Origin of the sequence: Streptomyces sp. NPDC002032 (genome assembly GCF_042890765.1) — a bacterium.
GTDB lineage: Bacteria > Actinomycetota > Actinomycetes > Streptomycetales > Streptomycetaceae > Streptomyces.
The window spans coordinates 249,506-275,175 of record NZ_JBIASM010000006.1 but is presented as its reverse complement, the minus strand read 5'-3'; the positions used below and the strand labels follow the sequence as shown (position 1 = coordinate 275,175).

28 protein-coding genes are annotated in these 25,670 nt (G+C 72.9%); 16 read left to right on the top strand and 12 right to left on the bottom strand.

The genetic code is table 11. The features are described 5' to 3' along the window. Nucleotides 1–42 precede the first annotated feature (42 nt). From ACFYYT_RS17280 to ACFYYT_RS17260, 5 genes are all read right to left on the bottom strand, one after another. Nucleotides 43–1,116: an aspartate-semialdehyde dehydrogenase gene (locus ACFYYT_RS17280; RefSeq protein ID WP_351815503.1), complete on the bottom strand. Its 1,074-nt coding sequence runs from the start codon at nt 1,114–1,116 to the stop codon at nt 43–45. Beyond that, nucleotides 1,113–2,396, bottom strand: coding sequence for an aspartate kinase (locus tag ACFYYT_RS17275; protein ID WP_351815501.1), 1,284 nt, complete (start codon nt 2,394–2,396; stop codon nt 1,113–1,115). Before ACFYYT_RS17275 ends, ACFYYT_RS17280 begins: the two co-directional genes overlap by 4 nt. 125 nt (nt 2,397–2,521) lie before the next feature. Continuing rightward, entirely contained in the window at nt 2,522–3,169 is a 648-nt protein-coding gene (locus tag ACFYYT_RS17270; protein WP_351815498.1) for a DUF5063 domain-containing protein, read from the bottom strand. Continuing rightward, entirely contained in the window at nt 3,162–3,761 is a 600-nt protein-coding gene (gene recR / locus ACFYYT_RS17265) for a recombination mediator RecR (protein ID WP_351815496.1), read from the bottom strand. The genes ACFYYT_RS17270 and recR overlap by 8 nt, the downstream gene beginning before the upstream one ends. 39 nt (nt 3,762–3,800) lie before the next feature. Continuing rightward, entirely contained in the window at nt 3,801–4,145 is a 345-nt protein-coding gene (locus ACFYYT_RS17260) for a YbaB/EbfC family nucleoid-associated protein (protein WP_351815493.1), read from the bottom strand. Between the two features lie 266 nt (nt 4,146–4,411). On the opposite strand from ACFYYT_RS17260, the gene ACFYYT_RS17255 reads away from it, so the two are divergent. After that, nucleotides 4,412–5,143 (top strand): SLATT domain-containing protein, encoded by a 732-nt coding sequence (locus ACFYYT_RS17255; protein WP_351815490.1) that lies wholly within the window; start codon nt 4,412–4,414, stop codon nt 5,141–5,143. 77 nt (nt 5,144–5,220) lie between these two features. Here ACFYYT_RS17255 and ACFYYT_RS17250 read toward each other — a convergent pair whose 3' ends face one another. From ACFYYT_RS17250 to ACFYYT_RS17240, 3 genes are all read right to left on the bottom strand, one after another. After that, nucleotides 5,221–5,871: a hypothetical protein gene (locus tag ACFYYT_RS17250; protein WP_351815488.1), complete on the bottom strand. Its 651-nt coding sequence runs from the start codon at nt 5,869–5,871 to the stop codon at nt 5,221–5,223. 144 nt (nt 5,872–6,015) lie between these two features. After that, entirely contained in the window at nt 6,016–6,687 is a 672-nt protein-coding gene (locus tag ACFYYT_RS17245) for a GntR family transcriptional regulator (protein WP_351815486.1), read from the bottom strand. Nucleotides 6,688–6,796: 109 nt separating this feature from the next. Continuing rightward, entirely contained in the window at nt 6,797–8,149 is a 1,353-nt protein-coding gene (locus ACFYYT_RS17240; protein ID WP_351815484.1) for an aspartate aminotransferase family protein, read from the bottom strand. 233 nt (nt 8,150–8,382) lie between these two features. Here ACFYYT_RS17240 and ACFYYT_RS17235 point away from each other — a divergent pair, with 233 nt between their 5' ends. From ACFYYT_RS17235 to ACFYYT_RS17220, 4 genes are all read left to right on the top strand, one after another. Then, the gene (locus ACFYYT_RS17235; RefSeq protein WP_351815483.1) at nt 8,383–8,523 is read left to right on the top strand and encodes a hypothetical protein; all 141 of its coding nucleotides are present in this window, start codon (nt 8,383–8,385) and stop codon (nt 8,521–8,523) included. Then, nucleotides 8,516–8,995 (top strand): MarR family transcriptional regulator, encoded by a 480-nt coding sequence (locus tag ACFYYT_RS17230; protein ID WP_351815481.1) that lies wholly within the window; start codon nt 8,516–8,518, stop codon nt 8,993–8,995. The genes ACFYYT_RS17235 and ACFYYT_RS17230 overlap by 8 nt, the downstream gene beginning before the upstream one ends. 117 nt (nt 8,996–9,112) lie before the next feature. Beyond that, on the top strand, nt 9,113–9,595 hold the full coding sequence (locus ACFYYT_RS17225) for a nuclear transport factor 2 family protein (protein ID WP_351815478.1): 483 nt from the start codon (nt 9,113–9,115) through the stop codon (nt 9,593–9,595). 5 nt (nt 9,596–9,600) lie between these two features. Further along, nucleotides 9,601–10,257 (top strand): LysE family translocator, encoded by a 657-nt coding sequence (locus tag ACFYYT_RS17220; RefSeq protein WP_351815475.1) that lies wholly within the window; start codon nt 9,601–9,603, stop codon nt 10,255–10,257. Between the two features lie 56 nt (nt 10,258–10,313). Here ACFYYT_RS17220 and ACFYYT_RS17215 read toward each other — a convergent pair whose 3' ends face one another. Further along, the gene (locus tag ACFYYT_RS17215; protein WP_351815472.1) at nt 10,314–10,793 is read right to left on the bottom strand and encodes a diadenosine tetraphosphate hydrolase; all 480 of its coding nucleotides are present in this window, start codon (nt 10,791–10,793) and stop codon (nt 10,314–10,316) included. A gap of 188 nt (nt 10,794–10,981) precedes the next feature. Between ACFYYT_RS17215 and ACFYYT_RS17210 the strand changes: the two genes are divergently transcribed. From ACFYYT_RS17210 to ACFYYT_RS17180, 7 genes are all read left to right on the top strand, one after another. Next, a complete protein-coding gene (locus ACFYYT_RS17210; protein WP_351815469.1) occupies nt 10,982–11,932 on the top strand; it encodes an alpha/beta hydrolase in 951 nt (316 codons plus the stop codon). Continuing rightward, complete coding sequence (locus tag ACFYYT_RS17205) at nt 11,925–13,133, top strand: acyltransferase (protein ID WP_351815467.1); 1,209 nt, start codon at nt 11,925–11,927, stop codon at nt 13,131–13,133. The genes ACFYYT_RS17210 and ACFYYT_RS17205 overlap by 8 nt, the downstream gene beginning before the upstream one ends. 10 nt (nt 13,134–13,143) lie before the next feature. Then, nucleotides 13,144–14,448: a sensor histidine kinase gene (locus ACFYYT_RS17200; protein ID WP_351815465.1), complete on the top strand. Its 1,305-nt coding sequence runs from the start codon at nt 13,144–13,146 to the stop codon at nt 14,446–14,448. Then, nucleotides 14,445–15,116, top strand: a complete 672-nt coding sequence (locus tag ACFYYT_RS17195) for a response regulator transcription factor (protein WP_351815462.1) — start codon at nt 14,445–14,447, stop codon at nt 15,114–15,116. Before ACFYYT_RS17200 ends, ACFYYT_RS17195 begins: the two co-directional genes overlap by 4 nt. 88 nt (nt 15,117–15,204) lie before the next feature. Next, nucleotides 15,205–16,536, top strand: coding sequence for a histidine kinase (locus ACFYYT_RS17190; RefSeq protein WP_351815459.1), 1,332 nt, complete (start codon nt 15,205–15,207; stop codon nt 16,534–16,536). Then, the gene (locus tag ACFYYT_RS17185; RefSeq protein ID WP_351815456.1) at nt 16,533–17,192 is read left to right on the top strand and encodes a response regulator transcription factor; all 660 of its coding nucleotides are present in this window, start codon (nt 16,533–16,535) and stop codon (nt 17,190–17,192) included. The genes ACFYYT_RS17190 and ACFYYT_RS17185 overlap by 4 nt, the downstream gene beginning before the upstream one ends. A gap of 82 nt (nt 17,193–17,274) precedes the next feature. Continuing rightward, the gene (locus tag ACFYYT_RS17180; RefSeq protein WP_351815454.1) at nt 17,275–18,492 is read left to right on the top strand and encodes a cytochrome P450; all 1,218 of its coding nucleotides are present in this window, start codon (nt 17,275–17,277) and stop codon (nt 18,490–18,492) included. A gap of 105 nt (nt 18,493–18,597) precedes the next feature. On the opposite strand, the gene ACFYYT_RS17175 is transcribed toward ACFYYT_RS17180, so the two are convergent. After that, a complete protein-coding gene (locus ACFYYT_RS17175; protein WP_351815452.1) occupies nt 18,598–19,008 on the bottom strand; it encodes a DUF2690 domain-containing protein in 411 nt (136 codons plus the stop codon). 206 nt (nt 19,009–19,214) lie between these two features. Between ACFYYT_RS17175 and ACFYYT_RS17170 the strand changes: the two genes are divergently transcribed. Next, on the top strand, nt 19,215–20,543 hold the full coding sequence (locus tag ACFYYT_RS17170) for a histidine kinase (RefSeq protein ID WP_351815449.1): 1,329 nt from the start codon (nt 19,215–19,217) through the stop codon (nt 20,541–20,543). Next, nucleotides 20,540–21,223: a response regulator transcription factor gene (locus ACFYYT_RS17165; protein ID WP_351815446.1), complete on the top strand. Its 684-nt coding sequence runs from the start codon at nt 20,540–20,542 to the stop codon at nt 21,221–21,223. Before ACFYYT_RS17170 ends, ACFYYT_RS17165 begins: the two co-directional genes overlap by 4 nt. Nucleotides 21,224–21,375: 152 nt before the next feature. On the opposite strand, the gene ACFYYT_RS17160 is transcribed toward ACFYYT_RS17165, so the two are convergent. Beyond that, complete coding sequence (locus tag ACFYYT_RS17160; RefSeq protein ID WP_388608416.1) at nt 21,376–22,182, bottom strand: diacylglycerol kinase; 807 nt, start codon at nt 22,180–22,182, stop codon at nt 21,376–21,378. Between the two features lie 184 nt (nt 22,183–22,366). Here ACFYYT_RS17160 and ACFYYT_RS17155 point away from each other — a divergent pair, with 184 nt between their 5' ends. Next, nucleotides 22,367–23,650 (top strand): adenylosuccinate synthase, encoded by a 1,284-nt coding sequence (locus tag ACFYYT_RS17155; protein ID WP_351815441.1) that lies wholly within the window; start codon nt 22,367–22,369, stop codon nt 23,648–23,650. Between the two features lie 111 nt (nt 23,651–23,761). On the opposite strand, the gene ACFYYT_RS17150 is transcribed toward ACFYYT_RS17155, so the two are convergent. Next, on the bottom strand, nt 23,762–24,256 hold the full coding sequence (locus ACFYYT_RS17150) for a hypothetical protein (protein ID WP_351815438.1): 495 nt from the start codon (nt 24,254–24,256) through the stop codon (nt 23,762–23,764). A gap of 181 nt (nt 24,257–24,437) precedes the next feature. On the opposite strand from ACFYYT_RS17150, the gene ACFYYT_RS17145 reads away from it, so the two are divergent. Next, nucleotides 24,438–25,670: a serine hydrolase domain-containing protein gene (locus tag ACFYYT_RS17145; RefSeq protein WP_351815809.1), complete on the top strand. Its 1,233-nt coding sequence runs from the start codon at nt 24,438–24,440 to the stop codon at nt 25,668–25,670.

Genomic DNA, 25,670 nt, shown 5'->3' with positions numbered 1-25,670 from the left:
CATCACCTTGATCAAGGGATCGGAGCCGATCCTACAAAGCGATTACGCGAATTCACCCGCGAGCAGTTCCGAGATCTGAGTGGCATTCAGCGCCGCACCCTTGCGCAGGTTGTCCGCGCACACGAAGAACTCCAGGGAGCGCGCGTCGTCGAGCGAGGCCCGCACCCGTCCCACCCACGCCGGGTCCGTACCGGCCGCGTCCGCGGGCGTGGGGAACTCCCCCGCCGCCGGATCGTCGACGAGCACCACCCCGGGCGCCGCCTCCAGGATCTCCCGGGCGTGCCCCGCGCTCACCTCCCGCTCGAAGCGGGCCCGTACGGTCAGGGAATGCCCGGTCAGCACGGGAACCTGTACGCAGGTCACGGCGACCGGCAGCGCGTCCAGCCCCAGGATCCGCCGGGTCTCCGCCCGTACGGCCAGCTCGTGCGAGGACCAGCCGTCCTCGCGAAGCTCCCCGGACCAGGGCACCACGTTCAGCGCGAGCGGGGCGGCGAAGGGGCCGGTGTCCTCGCCCACGGCCCGGCGCACGTCCCCGGGCTGCTCCCCGAGGGAGGTCCCGGCCACCAGCGAGAGCTGCCGGCGCAGCGCCTCGCTGCCGGCCCGGCCCGCCGCGCTGGCGGCCTGGTACGAGGAGAGGGCCAGCTCGGCCAGCCCGTACTCGGCGTGCAGCGCGCCCAGGGCCGCGATCATCGCGGCGGTGACGCAGTCCGGGCCCGCGACGATGCCGCGCGGCCGGGTCCGTACGGCACCGGCGTTCACCTCGGGCACCACCAGGGGCACCTCGGGGTCCTCCCGGAACGCGGCGGACTGGTCCACCACGACGGTGCCGCGCGCGGTCACGACGGGGGCCCAGCGCGCCGAGACCTCCGCCGGGGTCAGGAAGAGCGCGATGTCGCCCGCGCCGAAGCCGTCGAAGGCGTCCTCGGTGAGGGCGAGCACCTCGGTCTCCTCCCCGCGGACGGCCAGCACGCGGCCGGCCGAGCGCGGTGAGGCGATCAGGCGGATGTCGCCCCAGACGTCCGCCCGCTGGGACAGGATCTGGAGCAGGATCGTGCCGACCGCTCCGGTCGCCCCGACCACGGCGAGCGCCGGGCCGGAGGACCGGGGCGCCGTCATCGTCCGGTGCCTCCGTAGACGACGGCTTCGTCGCTGTCGGAGTCGAGGCCGAAGGCCGTGTGCACGGCGCGGACGGCCTCGTTGACGTCGTCCTGGCGGGTGACGACCGAGATGCGGATCTCGGAGGTCGAGATCAGCTCGATGTTCACGCCCGCGTCGGACAGCGCCTGGAAGAAGGAGGCGGTGACGCCCGGGTTCGTCTTCATGCCCGCGCCGACCAGGGAGATCTTGCCGATCTGGTCGTCGTAGCGCAGCGAGTCGAAGCCGATCTGGCCCTTCGCCTTCTCCAGGGCGTCGATGGCCTTGTGGCCCTCGGTCTTGGGGAGGGTGAAGGAGATGTCCGTCAGGCCCGTGGAGGCCGCCGACACGTTCTGGACGATCATGTCGATGTTGATCTCGGCGTCCGCGATCGCGCGGAAGATGGCCGCGGCCTCGCCCGGCTTGTCCGGAACGCCGACGACGGTGATCTTGGCCTCGGAGACGTCGTGAGCGACTCCGGAGATGATGGCGTGCTCCACCTGCTCGTCCCCTTGCGAAACGTTGGGATTCTCGTTGCTGACCCAGGTGCCCGGCAGCCCGGAGAAGGACGAGCGCACGTGGATCGGAATGTTGTAGCGGCGGGCGTACTCGACACAGCGGTGGAGCAGCACCTTGGAACCGGACGCGGCCAGTTCCAGCATGTCCTCGGAGGAGATCCAGTCGATCTTCCGGGCCTTCTTCACGACGCGGGGGTCCGCGGTGAAGACGCCGTCGACATCGGTGTAGATCTCGCAGACCTCGGCGTCCAGCGCCGCGGCCAGCGCCACGGCGGTGGTGTCCGAGCCGCCCCGGCCGAGGGTGGTGATGTCCTTGGAGTCCGCGGACACCCCCTGGAAGCCCGCGACGATGGCGATGTTGCCCTCGTCCAGCGCGGTGCGGATCCGGCCCGGCGTCACATCGATGATGCGCGCTTTGTTGTGGACCGAGTCGGTGATCACGCCTGCCTGGCTGCCGGTGAACGACTGGGCCTCGTGGCCCAGGTTTTTGATCGCCATGGCCAGCAGGGCCATGGAGATCCGCTCTCCGGCGGTCAGCAGCATGTCGAATTCGCGCCCCGCAGGCATCGGAGATACCTGCTCGGCGAGATCGATCAGCTCGTCCGTCGTGTCGCCCATCGCGGAAACCACGACGACCACCTGGTGGCCGTTCTTCTTGGCATCCACGATCCGCTTGGCGACGCGCTTGATGCCCTCGGCATCGGCTACGGAGGAGCCTCCGTACTTCTGCACGACAAGGCCCACGTGCGCTCCTCGCTCGGTCCGTCTCATTGCTGGTGCAGTGTAACGAGCGGTCGGGATCCGACCGCCTCGTACCACATCATGAGACGAAAAGATCAGAGTTCCGGTTGCCCCGCGGAGCGCTCCGGCTACTTGCGGCCGAGCTGTCCGAGCTCCTCCGCCATGACCAGCCCGGCCTGCTCGGCGAGCTCCTCCTCGGTCAGGTCCTCGTCCGTGTCCAGCCCGTCCAGGGCCGCCAGGGGCTGGTCGAGACGGACGTGCGCGATCAGCGACTGGAGGGCGCGCAGGGTCGCCGAGGCCGTCGGACCCCAGTTGGTGAAGTACGAGAACTGCCACCACCACAGCGCCTCGGTGACCCGGCCCGCCTGGTGGTGGATGAGCCCGTGCCGCAGGTCGGCGACCACGTCGGCCAGGTCGTCGGAGATCCGGTGCGCGACGGGGGCCTTGCGGGGCTCGTACGGGTCGAAGACCTCGGAGTAGACGTCGACCGGCTCCAGCATGACCGCGAAGCGCTCGCGCAGGTCGTCCACGTCCGGCTCCGGGCCCAGGTCGGGCTCGTAGCGCTCCTCGGGCAGGACGTCCTGGTACGCGCCCAGCCGGCCGCCCGCCAGCAGCAGCTGGGACACCTCCAGGAGGAGGAAGGGCACCGCGCTGTCCGGGTCCTCGCCCTTGGCCACCTCGGTGACCGCGACGATGAAGGACTCGATCTGGTCCGCGATCGAGGCGGCGAAGTCGTCCGGATCCTGTCCCAGGGCGTGCAGCGTTGCGTCAGACATCGAGAAGTCGCCTTCCTTCAAAGGCCCGCCCGAGCGTGACCTCGTCCGCGTACTCCAGATCTCCCCCGACGGGGAGCCCGCTGGCCAGACGGGTGACCTTCAGGCCCATGGGCTTGATCATGCGGGCGAGGTAGGTCGCGGTCGCCTCGCCCTCCAGGTTCGGGTCGGTCGCGAGGATCAGCTCGGTGATCGTGCCGTCCGCGAGCCGCGCCAGCAGCTCGCGGATCCGCAGGTCGTCCGGACCGACGCCCTCGATCGGGCTGATCGCTCCGCCCAGGACGTGGTACTTGCCCCGGAACTCGCGGGTCCGCTCGATCGCGACGACGTCCTTCGGCTCCTCGACCACGCAGATGACCGTGGTGTCGCGCCGCGGATCGCGGCAGATCCCGCACCGCTCCTCCTGCGCGACGTTCCCGCACACCGCGCAGAACCGGACCTTGTCCTTGACCTCCAGCAGCGCGTGCGCGAGGCGGCGGACATCGACCGGTTCGGCCTGCAGGATGTGGAAGGCGATCCGCTGCGCGCTCTTGGGCCCGACGCCGGGCAGCCTGCCCAGTTCGTCGATCAGGTCCTGGACCACGCCTTCGTACAACGGACTGCCTTCTCTCTCTGGATCTTCTGGGGTTCGGTACTAGAACGGGAGGCCGGGGATGCCGCTGCCGCCGCCCAGGCCCTGGGCCAGCGGCCCCAGCTTCTGCTGCTGGAGGGTCTGCGCGTTCTCGTTGGCCGCCTGGACCGCCGCGACCACCAGGTCGGCGAGGGTCTCGGTGTCCTCCGGGTCCACGGCCTTCGGGTCGATCACCAGCGCCCGCAGTTCACCGGAACCGGTGACGGTCGCCTTCACCAGACCGCCTCCGGCCTGGCCCTCGACCTCCGCCAGCGCCAGTTCCTCCTGGGCCGCTGCGAGGTCCTGCTGCATCTTCTGGGCCTGCTGAAGCAGCTGCTGCATGTCGGGCTGGCCACCACCGGGAATCACAGGTACTCACTCCTACGTCACGAAGACCCTCGGGAACGCTCGGTCAATCCGAGCCTACGTGCTCCCCGGGCGCCGCGCCCTACGCCGGGAGGACCAACTCTTTCGAGTGAGAGTCGGGGCGTGCGCGTACCCGTCGCAGGGCTCCGTGCGGGCGGAAAACCCCGGATTCGTTGTCCATCGCGTGTCATTCGAAGGTAGGAAGAGCATGCGCACCATTGCGCACACGCGCACCACGAGATGTCAGCGCAGGGCAGAGGGAGTGCCGGGTGAGTCAGCCGGAGATGCAGCCCGAGGGGCCACCCCGGGATCCCGCGGAGGACGGCGACGGCGACCTGACCGGCCGGCCGTTCCCGCTCGGGGACTGGGGCGAACCCGCCGAGCGGCTCGACGAGCTCTACCGGCGGGTGGAGGCCGACGCGCTGCGCACCGCCGAGTGGTACCTGTCCGACCGGGCGTGGAAGCGCCGGGGCGCGCGGACCCTGCGGGTGGGCGCGGCCGTGGGCGCCGTCGCGGGCGCCGCGATGCCGCTGCTGGAGCTGACGGGCTCGGCGCCGGGCGTGGCCTCGTACGGGTACCTGTCGCTGCTGCTGGCCGCCGCCTGCCTGGCCTGTGACCGGTTCTTCGGGTTGACCTCGGGCTGGATGCGGGACGTCGCCACCGCCCAGGCGGTGCAGCGGCGCCTGCAGACCCTCCAGTTCGATTGGGCCTCGGAGAACGTCCGCGAGGTGCTCGGCCCGACGGAGGGCACGGCGAGCGAGGCCGCGGAGCGCTGCCTGACGGTGCTGCGGCGCTTCTCCGAGGACGTCACGGAGCTGGTGCGCTCGGAGACGGCGGACTGGATGGTGGAGTTCCGCTCGGGACCGGCGCCGCTGGTGATGCAGTCCCTGGCCGGCTCCGCCGCGCGGCCGGACGCGTACGTTCCCCCGGCGCGCTTTCCGCTGCCCCCGGGCACGCGGCCGAACATGCCGCGCCAGCGGCCGCCGGAGCAGCCGCGGTGAGCGGGCGCTGAGTCGGCCGTCCGGGGTGGTGGGGCGGGGCGGCGCGGCCCGTACGGACCGCGCCGCCCGCGCTCCGGTCAGCTGAAGATGATCATCGAGCCCTGGCCGAGGCTGCGCGTCGCCGCCGCGTGCAGGCCCAGCCACACGTGCCGCTCCCGCGCGAAGGGACTCGCGTCGTACGGGATCGGCCCGGCCGGCTCCTCCAGCGACGTCGGCCTCCCCGGCGGCGCGGGCGCGGCCGGCGGGTTGCCCGGGTCTATCCCGATCGCCGGGGCCACGAAGGCCAGCTCCCGCAGCAGCCCCTGCGCCGACCCCAGCGGACCGCCCCCGGCCAGCAGCTCCTCGTTGGCCAGCGGGGCCGCGAAGTCCACCGGGACGTACGCCCCGGCGTGGTCGTAGTGCCACACCAGGTGCGACTGCTGCGCCGTCGGCTCGAACATCTCCAGCAGCTGCTCGTAGTCTCCGCCCAGCTCGTCCACCGGCGTCACCGGCAGTCCGCAGATCTGGAGCAGGTACGCCCGCCGCAGGAAGTGCAGGGCGTCGTAGTCGAAACCGGCGACCGGGGCCACGTCCCCGCTCAGGCCCGGCATGTAAGCGAAGACGGGCACCGACGGCAGACCCGCCGCGCCCAGCGCCTTGTCGTACGAGGCGATCTCTTCCGCGAAGGGGTTGTCGGGGCTGTGGCACAGCACGTCGACAAGGGGGACCAGCCACAGGTCACAGGCCACGCGGGCTCCGATCAGTCGTTGCCGCCGATCCGGCCAGAGTAATGCGCCGGACACCCTCCGCGAAGGGGTGCGCAGAACCCGGGACGCGGGCGGGACGCGCGCGGGGGGCGGCGCGGGGGGCGGCGCGGGGGGCGGCGCGGGGCCTCAGAGCCCGGCGGCCCAGTCCAGCCCGTGCTGGTTGTAGGCCCGCACCAGGCGGCGCACCTCGTCCGGGTCGGCCAGCGTCACGGCGTCCACCAGCTCGTTGTGCCCGTCCCACAGCGCGGTCCGCAGCTGGGGCGCACCCTGGAGGTGGGGAACGGAGAAGACCCAGCACTGCACCCGGATGCGGTGCAGGAACTCCGATATGTAGGGGTTGCCGACCAGCCCGCTGAGCTCCCGCCAGAACCGCAGGTCGTAGCCGATCAGCACTTCGAGGGATCCGTCGCGCACGGCCCGCCGGGCCTCCTCCGCGCGGCGCCGTACCGACACCAGCATCTCGGCGGCGCCGGGGGCGACCCCGCGCTCCATGAGGCGGCGGAAGACCCCGTCCAGGATCAGCGTCCGGGCCTCGAGCATCCCCCGGAAGTCGTCGACGGTGTACGTGCGCACCCGGAAGCCCCGATGCTGCACGGACTCCAGCAGTCCCTGCGCCGAGAGGTCGACCAGCGCTTCGCGCACCGGGGTCGCCGAGACCTCGTACTGCTCGGCGATCTGCTTGACCGTGAATTCGGTCCCCGGCGGCAGGCGCCCCGCCAGCACCTCGTCGCGCAGCGCGTCCGCGATCTGCTGCCGAAGGGTGTTGCGGGTGACAGCTCCGCTTCCGCTGCCTGGCATAGGGGTCCGTCTCCTCCGTAGATCTTCGGACACCTTAGGCCAGGCAGCGCGGCTGAAACCGAACGGTTTCCTCGCCGTTATGCGGATGTACCGATCGTTATGCGGACGATCAGCCGCCCGCCGTGTGCCGGTCGGCCACCGTCAGCGCCTCGTCGAGGAGGGCCAGACCCTCCTTGGCCTCGGCTTCCGTGACGGTGCAGGGCGGGACGACGTGCGTCCGGTTCATGTTGACGAAGGGCCACAGTCCGGACGCCTTGCAGGCGGCGGCGAATTCGGCCATCGGCGCGTTCGCGGCGCCCGAGGCGTTGTACGGGACGAGCGGCTCGCGCGTCTCCTTGTCCCGTACGAGTTCCAGGGCCCAGAAGGTGCCGAGGCCCCGGACCTCCCCGACGGAGGGGTGGCGCTCGGCGATGTCCGCCAGCCCCGGGCCGATCACCTGGGACCCGATGCGGGCGGCGTTGCCGACGATGTCCTCCTCCTCCATCGCGTTGATCGTCGCGACGGCGGCGGCGCAGGCCAGCGGGTGCCCGGAGTAGGTCAGACCGCCCGGGTAGGGGCGGGTGGCGAAGGTCTCGGCGATGGCGCCGGAGATGGCCACGCCGCCGAGCGGCACGTAGCCGCTGTTCACGCCCTTGGCGAAGGTGATCAGGTCGGGGGTGACGTCCCAGTGCTCGACCGCGAACCACTTGCCCGTGCGGCCGAAGCCGGACATGACCTCGTCGAGGATGAAGACGATGCCGTACCGGTCGCAGAGCTCGCGCACGCCGGCGAGGTAGCCGGGCGGCGGGGTCATGATGCCGGCCGTGCCCGGCACCGACTCCAGGATGATGGCGGCGACGGTCTGCGGGCCCTCGAAGGCGAGGGTGTCGGCGAGGTGCGCGAGTGCGCGCTCGCACTCCTCGGCCTCGGTGACGGCGTGGAAGGGCGAGCGGTAGAGGAACGGGCCCCAGAAGTGGACGACGCCGGCGGAGGCGGTGTCCGAGGGCCAGCGGCGCGGGTCGCCGGTCAGGTTGATCGCGGCGGCGGTGGCCCCGTGGTACGAGCGGTACGTGGAGAGCACCTTCTGGCGGCCGGTGTGCAGCCGGGCCATCCGCACGGCGTTCTCGACGGCCTCGGCGCCGCCGTTGGTGAAGAAGATCTTGTCCAGGTCCCCGGGGGTGCGCTCGGCGATGAGGCGTGCGGCCTCGGAGCGGACGTCCACGGCGAAGCCGGGTGCGAGGGTGCACAGCCGGGCGGCCTGTTCCTGCACGGCCGCGACCACCTTGGGGTGCTGGTGGCCGATGTTGGTGTTGACCAGCTGGGAGGAGAAGTCGAGGAAGCGGTTCCCGTCGTAGTCCCAGAAGTACGAGCCCTCGGCCCCGGCGACGGCCAGCGGGTCGATCAGGGCCTGGGCGGACCACGAGTGGAAGACGTGCGCGCGGTCGGCGGCCTTGACGGTCGCGCCGGTGACATGAGGGGTCATGCCGTCACGCTAGAAGTGCGCAGGTCGGAAGGGATATCGGCGGACTGTATGGGGGTGGCGTCCCGCCCTCGGCAGTCTGTCGGGGCCGCCCGTGGCGCCGTTGACAGGACCCTTCCATGATGACAGCCTGCTGTCATATCGCTTTCGGCTTCCTCCGGCTCCCCCTCCTTCCTTTTCTCCCCCTCTCCTTGACCCCCTTCTCACTCCCTCACTCCGCTTCGGAGGCGAGCACCATGAACGAGACCCCGAGACCGGCCCCGCACCAGCCCGTCCACCTCGCCGTCACCGACGGCGACCTGATCACGGCCGGGCCGACGGAGCCGGTGGCGCTGGCGGCGGCGCTGGCGGCGGAGGCGGAGGCCGGACATGCCTGATGCGCAACCGCCGCCGCTGCCCCTGCGGGAGCGGCAGGACCTGCTGAGCCGGACCGCGCTCGGCGTCTTCCAGCTCAACGGCCAGTTCCTCGGCGTCTCCGAAGAACTGGCCCGCCCGGCCGGGCTGACGGCGGCATCGTGGCAGGTGCTGGGCGCGGTGCTGCACGAGCCGCTGCCCGTCGCGGGCATCGCCCGGTCCATGGGGATCACCCGGCAGAGCGTGCAGCGGGTGGCCGACCTGCTGGCCGCCAAGGGCCTCGCGGAGTACGCCCCGAACCCGGCGCACCGGCGCGCGAAGCTGCTGCGCCCGACCGGGGAGGGCCGCGCGGCCCTCGCCCGCATCAACCCGGGGCACGCCGCCCTGGCGAACCGCCTGGCCGCCGAGCTCGGTGACGAGGCCTTCGCCGAGACGGCCCGCGTCCTGGCCCGCCTCTCCGCGGCCCTCGGCGCGATCGCCGACGCCCCGGCCTGACCTGCGGGCGTACCGGCGGACGGGCCGGCGGGGCGGTCACGGGCCGATTGTGTCGAAGTCAATAAGCCTGCAAGCAAAGCTTGTTACGTGCGAGGAGCCCGTCGCACACTGCGGCACATGGAGCCGTTGAAGGTAGTGGCACGACTGTGGGAGCGGATCGAGGCACGCGACTGGGACGGCGTGGCCGGGCTCATCGCCCAGGACGCCGTCATCGAATGGCCGGTCAGCGGCGAGCGCATCGTGGGCAGGGCCAACTTCGTCGCCGTGCTCCGTGACGAGTCCGACGGTTCCGATTCCGATCCCTCAGGCGGCTCCGGGGGCTTTGGCGGCTCCGGGGGCTTCGGCGGCTCCGGGGGGTCCGGCGGCTTCGGCGACGAACGGCCCCTCGGCCGGGTCGAGGTCCTGCGCATCCTCGCGGACGGGGACCTCGTCGTCACCGAGGTGGAAATACCGGAAGAACACGTCCTTTACCGGGCGGTCTCCCTCTGGACTGTGCGCGACGGGGAGATCGTCGGCGCACGGGAGTACTGGACCAGCCCTGGACAGGACCCCGCGCCCCGCTGGAGGGCCGTTTACGTCGAGCCCCTGGTGGCAGACTGAGCCACGTGCTCACGCAACTCGCCGCGGCGACCGGCGTCTTAGGCCTGCTCACCCTCGTTCCCGGCCCCGACATGGCCATCGTCACCCGGCGGGCCGTCTCGCGCGGACGGGCCGACGGACTGCGCACGGTGGGCGGGATCGCCGCCGGTCTGCTCCTCTGGGGCGCCCTCACCGTCGCCGGGCTGGCGGCGCTGCTCGCCGCGTCGGCCGAGGTGTACCTGGCGGTCAAGCTCGCGGGAGCGGCGTACCTGTGCTTCCTCGGCATCCAGTCCCTGCGCCGCCCGGGCGGGGGTACGGACGGTGGCGCGGACGGCTCTGGCGGCTCGGGCGGCGGCTCGGGCGGCGGTCCCCTGCCGGATCGCGGCGGCGCCGGTGCCTGGCGCACCGGGCTGGTGAGCAACGCCCTCAACCCGAAGATCGCCGTGTTCTACACCGGCCTGCTGCCCACCCTCGCGCCGCGGGACCTGAGCCCGGCGGCGGGGATGGCGCTCCTGGTCCTGGTGCACGTCCTGCTGACGCTGCTCTGGCTGGGCACGTACGTGTACGTCCTCTCGCGCGCCCGGCAGTTCTTCACGCGGCCGCGCGTGCGCCGGGCGATGGACCGGGTGACGGGGATCGTCCTGATCGGGTTCGGGGTGCGCGTGGCGACGTCCGCGACGTGACCGTGTCCGGCGGCGGGTGGCGGGTGGCGGGTGGCTCCTCGGAGTGAGCCGGCCCGCTACTTGAGGAGGGCGTCGAGCTCCCGGGTGATCGCGGCGCGCAGTGGGTCGTGGCGGGGCGCCAGCGCGTGGTGTTCGCCGCGCCAGCACTCCTCGTCCTCGTAGCGCCAGACCGGCATCCGGACGAGGTGGTCGGGCTCCCAGTCGTAGCGGGGCCAGATGTGGGCGTGGAGGTAGGGGTCGGTGTTGCCGAGGATCTCGATGTTCACGCGGCGGAAGGCCGGGTCGAGGCGGGCACAGGCGCGCTCGACGGCTTCGGCGCACCGCTCCAGGTCGGTCAGGTAGGCGAGGCGGCGCGCGCGGGGCAGCTCGGAGAGGCGGGTCACGGCGGGGTCGTCGGTCAGCAGCACCGCGTACCCGGGGAGGAACTGCCGGTCCCCCATCACCGCGAAGCCCGCGTCGAGGCGACGCAGGACGGTGGGGTTCTCGCCGCGGTGCGCGCTGCCAATGCGGTCGTGCCGCCAGTCGGTCGCGTTCATTCCGGCACCCTAACGCGGCCTGACGCCAGGGGTTTTGCTGGCTCTGAGGTAGGGGCCGTCATACCTGGGAGCTACTCGGGAAGTGCGCTCCGGAGCGTGACGCCGACGAGGGGGGCTTCTTCCTAACTTCGGTGTGGGAGCGGGTGAGTGTCCGCTCCCACACCGAAACCGAGGAAGAGGGAACCGCCATGACCGCTGGCAGCCGCATCCGCCGCACCCTGCTGGCCGGCCTCGTCGCCGCCGCCGTCGTGGTCCCCGTGACCGCGGCCGCCTCCCCGGACGTCCCGGCGCCCGCTCCGGCGGTCTTCGCCGAGTCCGCGACCGCGCGGAGCCGGTACACGGCCAGCCTCTCCGCGATAGCCGAGGCGGCCCGGACCGCGCGGGAGGCGGGGTACGCGGGACGGGCGGCGACGCTGCGTGCGATGGCGGCCGGTTCGCCGGGCGGTGACGGGGCCTCGCCGCGGTTCCTCGCCTTCGACGGCCGCGGTACGGGCCGCGCCGTCGAGGTGTTCGGCGATCTGGACACCGCCGACCGGGTCGCCGTCCTGGTGCCCGGGTCCGATACGACGCTGGACACCTACCAGCGCTTCCGGGACGGCGCCGTCTCCCTCCAGCGGCGGCTGCGCGCGGAGCATCCGCGCTCGGCGGTGGTCGCCTGGCTCGGGTACGAGACGCCGGGGACGGTGAGCAGCACCGTCCTGACCACCGACCGTGCCGACCGGGCCGCAGCCGAACTGGCGCCGTTCCTGTCCTGGTTGCGGGGTGCGGCGCCCACCGGCGCCCGGCTGTCACTGCTGTGCCACTCGTACGGCTCGGTGGTCTGCGCCCGGACCCGGACGGGACCCGGGGTGAGCGATGTCGTCCTCTTCGGCAGTCCGGGTACGGGGGCCTCCTCCGCGGCCGGCCTGCCGACCACGGCCCGGGTGTGGGCCGGGCGGGGCGGCGAGGACTGGATCGGCGGCGTCCCCCACGTCCGTTTCGCCAGGCTCGGGTTCGGTACCGACCCGGTGGATCCCGCCTTCGGCGCCCGGCCCTTCGCGGCGGGCTCCGCCGGGCACGGCGACTACCTCAAGCCCGGCACGGCGTCCCTCGACTCCCTGGCCCGCATCGTCATCGGTGGGGAGGCCTCCCGTGGTTGAGCTCCGATCCGGCTGGGCCGCCCTCGCCGACCGCGTCGACCGGGCGACCCCGGCCCACCGGGACCGGTCCGTCGACGCGCTGCGGGCCTTCGCGATCCTCGGCGTGGTGCTCGGCCACTGGCTGGTCACCGCCCTGACCTCCGGGGACGGCGGCCTGCACGGCACGAGCCCGCTGGCCTCCATGCCCTGGCTGGCCCCGGTGTCGTGGGTGTTCCAGACGCTGGCCGTGTTCTTCCTCGTCGGCGGCCATGTCGCCGCCCAGGGGTACGCCTCGGCGCGGGCCCGCGGGGTCCCGTACCGCATCTGGGTGGGGCAGCGCCTCGGGCGGCTGTTCCGTCCGGTGACGGCGGTGCTGGCGCTGTGGGCCGTCGTGGCGGGCGCGCTGCTGCTGGGAGGCGCCGGGATCGAGACCGTGCGGACCCTGCTCAAGCTGGTGTGGTCGCCGCTCTGGTTCCTGCTGGTGTTCGCCGCGCTCACCGCCGCCACCCCGCTCGTCGCCCGGCTCCCTCCGCCGGCGCCCCTGGCCGTGGTGGCGGGGGTGGACCTGTGGCGGTTCGGCCTCGGCGGTCCGGCCTGGATCGGCTGGGTCAATGTCGCCGCCGGCTGGCTCGTGCCCTACACCCTCGGCGCCGCCTGGTCCCGGGGCGCGTTCACCCGGCGCCGGACGGCCCTGGTGCTGCTGGGCGGGGGCGCTGCCGCGACCGCCGCGCTGATCCTCTGGGGCGGGTACCCGGCCTCCATGGTGGGGGTACCAGGGGCAGCCGTGTCGAACCTGAACCCGCCGACGCTGGCCGCCGCCGCCTTCGGTCTGGCCCAGTGCGGGCTGGCCCTGCTGCTCCGCGCGCCGCTGGCGCGGGCCATGCGCAGGCCCCGGACCTGGGCGAAGGTGGCCTTGCTGAACCTCTCCGCGATGACCGTCTTCCTCTGGCACCAGACCGCGATGATGTCCGTCACCGCCCTCGGGCTGTTGTTCTCCACCGACCTGCCCGGGCTGCACACGGCGCCGGCGTCGGCGGCCTGGATCGCCGAGCGGCTGCTGTGGCTGCCGGTGTTCGCGGCCGCCCTGGCCGTCTGCTGGGCCGCGTTCCGCGTCCACGAACAGCCCCGCCGGGCGGGTACCCCGCGCGCGGGCGCAGCCGTAGCGCCGCCGGGGGCCGCACTGCCCCGGGCGGCCCGCTTCGAGGAGGCCGTCCGTGCCTAGGCTGATCCGCGTGACCCGACAGCAAGCACCGCCCCCGGAAGCCGATTTCGCCCCCGGCGCCGGAGCGCTCCTCGAACTGTTCACCCTGCGCCGGGACCCGCTCCCCCGGCTGTCCCGCCCCCGGTGGCTGGCCCGGCTCCCGCACGCGGTGGTGCTGTACGCGGCCGTCCTCTTCGCCTTCCTCACCAACACGCAGCTGTCCGACCACTACGGCGTGACGGGTGGACCGCCCGTGGCGCTGTCGCTCCTGACCGGGGTGTCGATCGCGGTGGGGCTGTCGCGCCCGGTCGCCGGCTGGTGGCTGGGTCTGCTGACGGCCGGCCTCGTCGCCTGGGCGATCCACGGCCAGGTGGGGCAGGGCCAGAGCTGGCCCTGGCTGCCCGCCGGGTTCCTCGCCTTCGCTCCGCTGATCCTGCTGACCGCGCTGCGCGTGCCCCCGCGGGTCACCGTCGCGGTCGTCGCCTTCCCCGTCGCCCTCGGCCTCGTCGCCGAGCTTGCGTTCAAGCCGGAGCACAGCACGACGAGCTTCTTCGCCGCCTCCCTCGTCTTCGGCTTCGTGGGGCTCCTGGGGTACGCGCTGCGGGCGGTGCGCCTGGCCCGCGGCCAGCTCGTCGCCCAGGAGACCCTGACCGAGGAGGAGCGGGCCCGGCGGACCCTGCTGGAGGAGCGCAGCCGGATCGCGCGGGAGCTGCACGACGTGGTCGCCCACCACATGTCGGTGATCTCCATCCAGGCGCAGGTTGCCCCGCATCTGGTCGAGAACCCGTCCGAGGAGCTGAAGGAGAACCTCGCCGGGATCCGGGAGAACGCGCTGGAGGCCCTCACCGAGCTGCGCCGGGTCCTGGGGGTGCTGCGGTCCGAGCAGTCCGGCGATGCGGCCCCGCAGCATCCTCAGCCCACCCTCGCCGCGCTGGACGGGCTCGTGGACAACGTGCGGGGTGCCGGTCTTGAGGTCACCACCGAGGTGGCGGGGATACGGCGGCCGCTGGCCCCGGGCCTGGAGCTGACGGCGTACCGGATCGTGCAGGAGGCCCTCAGCAACTGCCTGCGCCATGCGCCCGGTTCCCGGGTGGAGGTGGGCATCGCCTACGGGCCGCGCGAGTTGCACCTGTGCGTCGCGAACTCCGCTCCTGCCCGGGCGGCCCCGCCCTCCGTCGGCGCCGGGCACGGGCTGCTCGGGATGCGGGAGCGGGCAGGCATGCTGGGGGGCGAGCTGGTGGCCGGACCGCGGCCCGGCGGCGGGTACGAGGTGAGCGCGGTGCTGCCCGTGGATCCCCCCGGCGGCTCCTCCTCAGAGAAGAAGAAGGACGCATGAGCACTCCGATCAAGGTCATGATCGCGGACGACCAGATGATGGTCCGGCAGGGCTTCACCGTCCTTCTGAACGCACAGCCCGACATAGAGGTGGTCGGTCAGGCCGTGGACGGGGCCGATGCGGTCGCGAAGGTCGCGGAGCTCGGCCCGGACGTGGTCCTGATGGACATCCGGATGCCCGGGATGGGCGGCATCGAGGCGACCTCCCTCATCACCGGCGTCCCGGACGCGACGGTGAAGGTGCTGGTGCTGACCACCTTCGATCTCGACGAGTACGTCTACGAGGCGCTGCGGGCCGGGGCCTCCGGCTTCCTGCTGAAGGACGCCTCGGCCGACCAGCTCGCCGAGGCGGTACGGGTGGTGGCGGCGGGCGAGGCCCTGCTGTCGCCGAACATCACGAAGCGGCTCATCACCGAGTTCTCGCGGATGGGAGCGCCTCGGGCGCCCTCGCGGGCCCGGATCGAGGAGCTGACGGAGCGGGAGACGGAGGTGCTGTCGCTGATCGCGCAGGGCCTGTCCAACGCGGAGATCGCGGTGCACCTGACGGTCGCCGAGCAGACGGTGAAGACCCATGTGAGCCGGATCCTGGTGAAGCTGGGCCTGCGCGACCGGACGCAGGCCGCGGTGTTCGCGTACGAGTCGGGTCTGGTCCGTCCAGCGGGCTACTGACCCGGCCCTCGTAGTACTTGCGGGGGAGGCCGGGAAATCCCCTTCGGCGCCGACGCGGACGAGGGGGCGGGCGGCCTACGGTTTGGACATGACCGAGACGACCGCCACCGGGGCCACGACCCGGCCGCCCGAAGTACGGATGGCTTCGGGAGTGATCCAGAGCCTGCGAGACGACCTGCTCACCGACGCCCTCGCCTACCGGCCGCTCGGACCGATGCGGACGGACGGACCGCTGACCCGCCGGCTGCCCCAGCGGATACGGGCCTCGGCGGCCTACCTGCCGCACGCCGTGGTGATGGGGACGGCGTTCCTCGTGCTCATGCTGGCGGGGGCCGGCGGGCTCGCCGGTGTACCGCCGGTCCAGGGCGTGGTGACGGGGCTGGTGGCCGCGGTGCCGGTGCTGATGACCCTGGTGCGGCCCCTGGCGGCGTTCTGGGCGGCGCTGGCCTCCACCGCCGTCCTCGCGGTGCTGCATGCCAGGGAGTTCAGCTGGCCCTGGTCGCCCAGCACCTTCGTCGCCTGCCTCGCCGTGATGGTGTTCGTCGCGCTGCGGACCGGTCCCCGGGTGGCCGGCTGGATGTGGGTCATCACCGTGCTGTTCGGCACGGCCGCGCGGATCCTGCTCGGTCCGGGCGACTCGGGCAGTGTCGCGCCGATGGCGTTCACGTCGGCTGTGGCTTTGCTGCTGGTGACGGTCCGCAACACCCGTCGGGAGGCGAAGCAGGTGGTCACCGCGCAGTTGGAGGTGACGGCCTTCGAGCGGGACCGGCGGACGCTGCTGGAGGAGCGGACGACCATCGCGCGGGAGCTGCACGACGTGGTCGCGCACCACATGTCGGTGGTGGCGATCCAGGCGGAGGCGGCCCCGTACCGGGTGAAGAATCCGCCGCCGGAGCTGGAGGCGGCGTTCGTCACCATCCGGGAGAACGCGGTGGCGGCCCTGACGGAGCTGCGCCGGGTGCTGGGCGTGGTGCGGTCCGCGGACTACGAGGCGCCCGACGCCCCGCAGCCGACGCTGGCTTCGCTGGACGGGCTGCTGGCCAATGTGCGGGAGGCCGGGCTGAGCGTGGAGAAGACCGTCACGGGTGCGGTGCGGGAGCTGCCGCAGGGCGTGGAGCTGTCGGCGTACCGGATCGTCCAGGAGGCGCTGAGCAACACCTTGCGGCACGCGCCGGGTGCGGCGGCCGGGGTCGAGGTGTCGTACGTGCTGGGTGGTCTGGGGATACGGGTGGTCAACGGTCCGCCGGTCGGGGACGTGCGGCCCTCGCCGGGCGCCGGGCACGGGGTGACGGGGATGCGGGAGCGGGTGGCCATGCTGGAGGGGGAGATGACGGCCGGGGAGAACGCCTCGGGCGGGTACGAGGTGGCCGTGTTCATACCGGTGCGCAGCCGGCCGCAGGCGGAGGAGGAGCGGGCATGACGATCAGAGTGCTGATCGTCGACGACCAGATGATGGTCCGCGAGGGTTTCTCCGTCCTGTTGAACGCGATGGACGGCATCGAGGTGGTCGGCGAGGCCGTCGACGGCCGTCAGGCCATCGCCCAGGTGGCGGCGCTGCGGCCGGACGTGGTGCTGATGGACATCCGGATGCCGGAGATGAACGGTCTGGAGGCGACGCGGCAGATCGTGGCGGCCCACACGGACGCGAAGGTGCTGGTCCTGACGACCTTCGACCTCGACGAGTACGTGTACCAGGCGCTGCGGGCGGGGGCCTCGGGCTTCCTCCTGAAGGACGCCTCGGCCCGGCAGCTGGCCGAGGGGGTGCGGGTGGTGGCGGCCGGAGAGGCGCTGCTGGCCCCTTCGGTGACGAAGCGGCTGATCGTGGAGTTCTCGAAGCTGTCGCAGGCTCCCCGGGTGGCGGATCCGGCGGGGGTGACGGAGCTGACGGAGCGGGAGACGGAGGTGCTGGTGCTGATCGCGCAGGGGCTGTCCAACGCGGAGATAGCGGACCGCCTGATGGTGGCGGAGTCCACGATCAAGACGCATGTGAGCCGGATCCTGGTGAAGCTGGGCCTGCGGGACCGCACACAGGCGGCGGTGTTCGCCTACGAGACCCGGCTGGTGACACCGGCTTAGTCCGCGCGGCGGGAGACGCCGTTGGCCCTCCGCGCCCCGCGCGCGCCGGGACTCTCCGGCCGGTCGCGGTTAGTCTGCGGGGATGGGCTTTGATCCGTGGGACGCCGCGTTCGTCGCCGATCCGTACCCGGCCTACCGGGAGTTGCGGGAGCGCGGGCGGGCGCTGTGGTCGGAGGCGACCGGGCAGTGGCTGGTGCCGCACTACGCCGATGTGAGCGCGCTGCTGCGGGACCGACGGCTGGGGCGGACGTACCTGCACCGCTTCAGCCACGAGGAGTTCGGCCGGCAGGCACCGCCCCCGGAACACGAGCCCTTCCACGTACTCAACGACAACGGCCTGCTGGACCTGGAGGATCCCGCCCACGCGCGGGTGCGGCGGCTGGTGGCGAAGGCCTTCACCCCGCGGATGGTGGAGCGGCTGGCGCCCTCCGTGGAGCGCCTGGCCCGGCAGCTGACGGACGGTCTGCGCCGCGCGGGCGGCGGTGATCTGCTGACCGCCGTCGCCGAGCCGCTGCCGGTGGCGGTGATCGCGGAGCTGCTGGGCGTCCCCGAGGCCGACCGGGGGCTGTTGCGGCCCTGGTCGGCGGACATCTGCGGGATGTACGAGCTGCGCCCCGACCCGGAGACGGCCCGGCGCGCGGTGACGGCGAGCCTGGAGTTCAGCGCGTATCTGCGGGAGCTGATCGGCGAGCGCCGCAAGCGGCCCGGCACCGATTTGATCTCCGGTCTGATCGCCGCTCACGATGAGGAGGGCCGCCTCAGCGAGCAGGAGATGATCTCCACCTGCGTGCTCCTGCTGAACGCCGGGCACGAGGCGACCGTCAACACCACCGTCAACGGCTGGTGGGCCCTGTTCCGCAATCCCGAGCAGCTCGCGCGGCTGCGCGCGCACCCCGGATCGCCGGATCCCGAAAAGTTGTCCACAGCTGTGGATGAACTCATGCGCTACGACACACCCCTCCAGCTGTTCGAGCGGTGGGTGCTCGACGACATCCGGATCGGGGATACGGAGATCCCCCGGGGAGCCGAAGTCGCACTGTTGTTCGGTTCCGCGAACCGGGACCCGGCATGCTTTACAAACCCGGACGAACTGGACCTCACCCGGTCCGACAACCCCCACCTGACCTTCGGCGCCGGAATCCACTACTGCCTCGGCGCCCCCCTGGCCCGGCTGGAGCTGGCCGCCTCCTTCGGCGCACTCCTGGACCCCGGGCTCCCGCCCGTGCGGCTCGTGCGCGAGCCCCGGTGGGGCGACGGCTTCGTCATCCGTGGCCTGCGCGAACTGCTTGTGGAGTTCTGACCGGGGCGTCGCGGCCCCGCTGCCCGGCCCCGCTGCCCGGCCCCGCTGCCCGGCCGCACGCCCGCCCGCCCCCCGTGGACGGGCGGCCGCACGGCCGGACGGGACTCAGTACCAGCCGGTACAGCGCGTGGTGCCGGTGCTGTCGTTCCAGCCGCAGGCCCGCATCACGAAGCCCGCGTCGCTGTAGGCCCCGGTGTGGGTGTCACTGCCGGACTGCACGGTGGTCATGCCCATCGGGCCGGTCCAGGTGCTGCCCCCGTTGCCGGAGCGGTCCACCCACACCTTGTCGCCCGGATCGGCGGTGTAGATCCGGCCCCACGCACAGCGCGTGGACGGGCTGTAGCGCAGCTCGATGTGGATGGAGTCGACGGTGGCCGTCTTCTTCGTGACGGCGTCGCTCGTGGAGCAGGCCTGCGCCCCGGTGCCCGCCGCGTGCGCGGCGGTCCCCGTGAAGCCGAGTCCCGCGACCAGTGCCACGCCCGCCGTCAGGACGGCGGCCTTCCTCGTGAACTGCATGTGATCCCCCTGGGTGACGTCGAGGTGATCGGCACGCCGGGCGGCGTGCTGTCGGTCGAACCCCCGTACGGTCCCCCGGAAGGCCCCCGCACGGCGTCAACCGCAGAGTGGACTCCCCCGGTAAACCTCTGCGGCAGAACGCCGCCCCCGCCCGCTACACCCCTGGTATGACGACCACCGCCCGGCCCCCCGCGTAGGGTTCGCCGATGCGCACCAGGGCCTGGCCGGCGGCTGACCGGTTCCGCTCCGTCGATCCCCGGCTCGCCGACGCCGTGCTGGCGCTGGGCCTGACCACCGCCGCGGCCGTCACCGGGCAGCAGTACCACCCGGCGGGCTGGCCCCCGTTCGACGCCACCGCCTATCTGCTGACCGCGCTGACCGGGCTGCCGCTCGCCGCGCGCCGGACCGCCCCCGTGCCCGTCCTCGTCGCCTGCTGCCTGGCCTTCGCCGGGTACCTGGCCGCCGGCTACCAGCCCTCCCTCAACTTCTGGAGCCCGGTGGTCGCGCTGTACGGGGTCGCGGCCCGCCGTCCGCCCCGTACCGCCGCCGCGTGCGCGGCGCTGACCGCGGCCGTGGTCCTGCTCAGCGGGCTGAGCGCCCGTGAGCTCGGGCTTGCGGTGGCGGTGTTGCAGGCCCTGGTCGTCCCGGTGGTGGTGTGGGCCTTCGGCAACGGCGCCCGCCTGCTCGACGAGCGCAACCGCCAGCTGGCCGCCGTCACCGCCCAGTTGCGCCGCGAGCAGGAGGGGCGGGCCCGCCGCGCGGTCTCGGAGGAGCAGCGGCGCATCGCCCGCGAGCTCCACGACGTGGTCGCCCACCACATGTCGGTCATCAGCGTCCAGGCGGGGATGGCCGGTTACGTCTTCCCGTCCGCGCCGGAGAAGGCCCGGGCCGCGCTCGGCACGATCGCCGAGACCAGCCAGGAGGGGCTGCGCGAGCTGCGCCGCATCCTGACCCTGCTGCGCTCGGCCGCCGACGAGGAGCCGGACGCCCGGCGCGGCCCGCCCGCCGAGGGCGACCGGGGCGACGAGCGGACCCCGTACGCGCCGATACCGGGCCTGGCGGGGCTGGCGGAGGCGGCGCGGCGGGTGCGGGCCGCGGGCGTCGCGGTGGAGCTGCGCACGGGCGGCACCCCGCGGCCGTTGCCGCCGGGCGTGGAACTGTGCGCGTACCGGGTCGTCCAGGAGGCCCTCACCAACGTCGTCAAGCACGCCCCGTCGGCGCGCGTCGAGGTCCTCGTCGCGTACCTCCCGCACACCCTGGAGGTCACGGTCACCGACGACGGCGGCGTACCGGCCGGACCGGACGGCACGCCGGGAGGACCGGACGGCACGCCGGACCGCCGTACGCGCCGACCGGATCCGGCCAACGTTGCCCCCGGACCGGGGCACGGGTTGATCGGCATGCGCGAACGCGCGAAGCTCTACGGCGCAACAGTGGCCGCCGGCCCGCGGACCGAGGGGGGATTCAGCGTGCGCCTCACCCTGCCGGTCACCGCCGCGCGTCCCCTCGGGCCGGAGAACCGGCCGCCGGCATGATCCGGGTCCTCGTCGTCGACGACCAGATCCTGATCCGGGCCGGCCTCGTGGCGCTGCTCCAGGCGGCGCCCGGCATCGAGGTGGTCGGGGAGGCCGAGGACGGCGAGCGCGCCGTGGCCCGGGCGGCCGAAACCCGCCCGGACGTGATCCTGATGGACATCCGGATGCCCGGCCTCGACGGCACCGCCGCCACCGAGCGGATCCTCGCCCAGGCGGTGGACCCGCTGCCCCGGGTCCTCGTCCTGACCACCTTCGACCTCGACGAGTACGTGTACGCCGCCCTGCGCGCCGGAGCCTCCGGGTTCCTGCTGAAGGACACCGGCCCGGAGCGGCTGATCGAGGCGGTCGCGGCGGTGGCCCGCGGCGACATGCTCTTCGCCCCGAGCGTGACGCGCCGCCTCATCGAGGCCTACGTGCACCGCGCGGACCCCGTGCCGGACACCCCCGCCGCCCTCGACGCGCTCACCGCCCGCGAGCGGGAGGTGCTGCGGCTGACGGCGCGCGGGCTGTCCAACACGGAGATTGCCGAGCTGCTCTTCATCAGCGAGGCGACCGTCAAGACCCACCTCAACCGGACCATGAGCAAGCTGGCCCTGGACAGCCGGGCCCAGGCCGTCGTCGTGGCGTACGAGACGGGCCTGGTCGTCCCCGGCGGCCCCGCCCCCACCGCCCAGGCGTAGCCGCGGTGGCGGGGCTCCGGAGCCCCGCCTGGCGTGAGCGGGGCACCGGCGCGGCTTCGCGGACCTGCACGCCGTCGAGCGCCACCCCGCCACCCCGCAGCCCGGCCCGCCCGCAGGCGGGCCGTCCGCCGGCCCGGCCCCCGCCCGCCGCCTCAGCGCGGCAGGGTGAGGGACCATGCCGCCGGGTGCCGGGTCCAGGTGCGGCGGCGGACCGGGCCGGTCAGGACGTGGTCGGCCCGGTAGCGGAAGTCCGCCCCGGACACCGTCACCGCCTCCGCGCGCCCCGTCAGCGGCGCGCCGCCCGCCACCCGCACCACGACCTCCGCCGGACCGCCCCCGTCACCGGTCCGCACCGCCACGTCCTGCACCGGCTGGTCCACGTCCGCGAGGACCACCCCGTCCACCCGCACCTCCACCCTCAGCCGGTGCACCACCGCGGCCGGCCCGGGCAGCAGCGTCCGCAGCAGCGAGCGGTACCCACCGCCGCGACGCGCCGACGGGCCCGCCGCGTCCGCCGTCCCGGAGATCCGCAGCCCGCCCAGCACCACCCCGTCGCTGTCGTCCACCAGCAGGTCCCGCGGCCGCGTCACCCCGTCCAGCGCCGCCCGCGCCCCGAGCACCGCCGACAGCGGCACGCCGAGCGAGCGGGCCAGCGCCAGCGACCCCGCCGGACCCACCGGCACCAGCGAGACCGCCCGGTCCACCGCCCCCCGTTCCCGGTGCAGCAGCGCCACGGCCCGGACCAGCGCCCGGTCGTCGCCGACGATCACCAGCCGCCGATGACCCCGGCGGGCAAGGGCCCGCGCAAATTCCTCCTGCGAATCCGGGAGGCAGATTTTCGTCGCCGCCCCCGCTGACAGCACATCCTTCGCGATTCGCACGGACTCGCCGTCAAGACGGCGGGCGACCGGGTCGACGAGCACGAGCAGGCCGCCTACCGGCGCGCCCGCATGGCTCATGGTGGGCTCTGGAGCCGACACCTCGGTCCTTCCTCGGGTAGCATCTTTGTGCAAGAGGCCCTTGCGCTATTGCGCCAGGGCCTTCGTCTATTCCGGGGCACCGGTCCGACGGCTCAGCCTGCGGTGTACATCGTCGTACGCCCCCTGACCTTGGACATGCCCCATCCGGAAGAGGTGTACGCCTGTGCCCGCTCTTGTGCTGCTCGGAGCTCAGTGGGGTGACGAGGGCAAGGGAAAGGCCACCGACCTGCTCGGTGGTTCCGTCGACTATGTAGTGCGCTACCAGGGTGGCAACAACGCCGGCCACACGGTCGTCGTAGGTGACCAGAAGTACGCGCTGCACCTTCTCCCTTCCGGCATCCTCTCCCCCGGATGCACCCCGGTGATCGGCAACGGCGTCGTCGTCGACCCGGCCGTCCTGCTCTCCGAGCTGCGCGGCCTGAACGAGCGCGGTATCGACACCTCCAAGCTGCTCATCAGCGGCAACGCGCACCTGATCACCCCGTACAACGTCACCCTCGACAAGGTCGGCGAGCGCTTCCTCGGCAAGCGCAAGATCGGTACGACCGGCCGCGGCATCGGCCCGACCTACGCGGACAAGATCAACCGCATCGGCATCCGCGTCCAGGACCTCTACGACGAGTCGATCCTCACCCAGAAGGTCGAAGCGGCGCTGGAGGGCAAGAACCAGCTCCTCGCGAAGCTCTACAACCGCCGCGCCATCGAGGCCGGCGCGATCGTGGAGGAGATGCTCCAGTACGCGGACCAGATCAAGGGCTACGTCGCCGACACCACCCTGATCCTGAACAACGCGCTGGACGAGGACAAGGTCGTGCTCTTCGAGGGCGGCCAGGGCACCCTGCTCGACGTCGACCACGGCACGTACCCCTTCGTCACCTCGTCGAACCCGACCGCGGGCGGCGCCTGCACCGGTACCGGCGTGGGCCCGACGAAGATCAGCCGCGTCATCGGCATCCTGAAGGCCTACACGACCCGCGTCGGCGCCGGCCCGTTCCCGACCGAGCTGTTCGACGAGGACGGCGAGGCCCTGCGCCGCATCGGCGGCGAGCGCGGCGTGACCACCGGCCGTGACCGCCGCTGCGGCTGGTTCGACGCCCCGATCGCCCGCTACGCGACCCGCGTGAACGGCCTGACGGACTTCTTCCTCACCAAGCTGGACGTCCTGACCGGCTGGGAGGAGATCCCCGTCTGCGTCGCGTATGAGATCGACGGCAAGCGCGTCGAGGAGCTGCCGTACTCGCAGACCGACTTCCACCACGCGAAGCCGATCTACGAAACCCTCCCGGGCTGGTCCGAGGACATCACGAAGGCCAAGACCTTCGCGGACCTCCCCAAGAACGCCCAGGCGTACGTGAAGGCCCTGGAGGAGATGTCGGGCGCCCCGATCTCCGCGATCGGCGTCGGCCCCGGCCGCACCGAGACGATCGAGATCAACTCGTTCCTCTAGGAACGGCACCACCCCCACGGGCAGGGCCCCGGAGCTTCGAGCTCCGGGGCCCTGCCCGTGTCCGGCCGCGCCCCGCGCCGTGCCGTGCCGTGCCGTGCCGTGCCGTGCCGCTCAGCAGAACGCCTCGCGCGCCACGGCGGCACCCTTCTTCCAGCCCTCGGTGAACGGACCGTTGCCGGACGCCGGGGCCCGCACGTCGCAGTCCCGCCGGGCGGCGTCCCAGCCCTCCCGGACGCCGGCCTTGTAGGGATTGCCGCCGACCGGTGCGCTCCCCGTGGCGCCCGTGCACCTCGTGTCCGTGTTGCCCTGGCGGACCGTGTACGGGGCGTTCGCCGTCTTGGGCATCGAGAAGGAGCCGTCGGCCTTCACCGTGAACCGCTCCGTCGGGCTGTCGCCCAGGGCCAGGACGGCGGTCCCCGGCTGGAAGCCTCGGCCGGACAGGGTCGCTGTCCCGTCGGGCCGGACACCCGTCACGGAACACGCGGCGGGGGACGGCACGGCCACGGGAGCCGGGGCCCGCGCGAAGGCGCCGGGTCCGGGGGTCCCGAGGGAGAGGGCCCCCGCCAGGGCGGGGGCGAGGACGAGCAGACGCGTACGTCGGTTCATGGCGCTGCCTTCCACGAGGGACGGGTCCGTCGTTTCCGCCCTTCCATCGTCGCCCGGGGGGCCGCGCGTGTCGTCGCGAGGGGTTTCCCTCCCCGGCCCGACACCCGCGCCGGCTCCGGCGGGCGGGCGGTCCGGAGCGGGCCTAGCCTGAAAGTTCCCTCGGGCAACAGGAGGAACCGTGGTGAAGGCGACCCTCATACCCCTGCGCCGGGCCTGCGTGGCCGCCGCCGCGGCGACCGTGCTCCTCGTCCCGGCGGGCGCCGCCCACGCGTACGGGGCGTCCGCCGCCCCGGGACCCGCGGCCCCCTCCCCCACCCCCTCACCGTCCGCCGACGACGGCTTCGCCCGGCTCACCCCCGCCGTCGCGGCCGAGCTGGACGCGGCCATCCGCAAGACCATGGCCGAGGCCAAGGTCCCGGGCGTGATCGTGGGCCTGTGGGCCCCCGGCAAGGGCAGTTACGTGAAGGCCTTCGGCGTGGCCGACAAGGCGACCGGCGCCCCGATGAGGACGGACCTGCGGTTCCGCGTCGGCAGCGAGACCAAGACGTTCACCGTCACCGCCCTGCTCCAGCTCGTCGACCAGGGGAAGGTCGGCCTGGACGACCCCATCGGGAAGTACGTCTCCGGCGTCCCCAACGGAGACCGCATCACCCTGCGCGAGCTGGCGGGCATGCGCAGCGGGCTCTTCAACTACAGCGAGGACCCCGCCTTCGACAAGGCGCTCACCAGCAGCCCCGACCGCGTCTTCACCCCGCGGGAGCTGCTGGGCTACTCCTTCGGACACCCGGTGAACTTCGCGCCCGACGCGAAGTTCGAGTACTCCAACACCAATCTGATCCTGCTCGGCCTGGTGATCGAGAAGACGACCGGCCGACGGCTGGCCGACGTCGTCAACCAGGACGTCATCAAGGCGGCCGGGCTGCACCACACCCTCTTCCCCACCGGCTCGGAGTTCCCCGCTCCGCACGCCCAGGGCTACACCGACCAGACGGCCTCCGGGAAGGTGGAGAACGCCACGGCCTGGGACCCCTCCTGGGCCTGGGCCGCCGGTGCGGTCATCTCCGACCTCCAGGACCTGCGCAGCTGGGCGAAGACCCTCGCCACGGGCACCCTCCTGACGCCCGCGACCCAGGCCGAGCGCCTGAAGACGAAGCCGGTCGGCATCCCCGGTGACGGCTACGGGCTGGGCATCTTCGACGTCCAGGGCTGGATCGGCCACAACGGCTCGCTGCCCGGCTACGAGACGCTGACGGTGTACCTGCCGCAGGCGAAGGCGAGGATGGTGGTCCTGCTGAACACCGACGTCCTGGTCCACGGGCAGGAACCGAGCACCCTCTTCGGCAGTGCGATCACGGGCATCGTCACTCCGGGCCACGTCTATCCGGGCAAGAAGCCTCCCGTGCAAAGCCGTTAG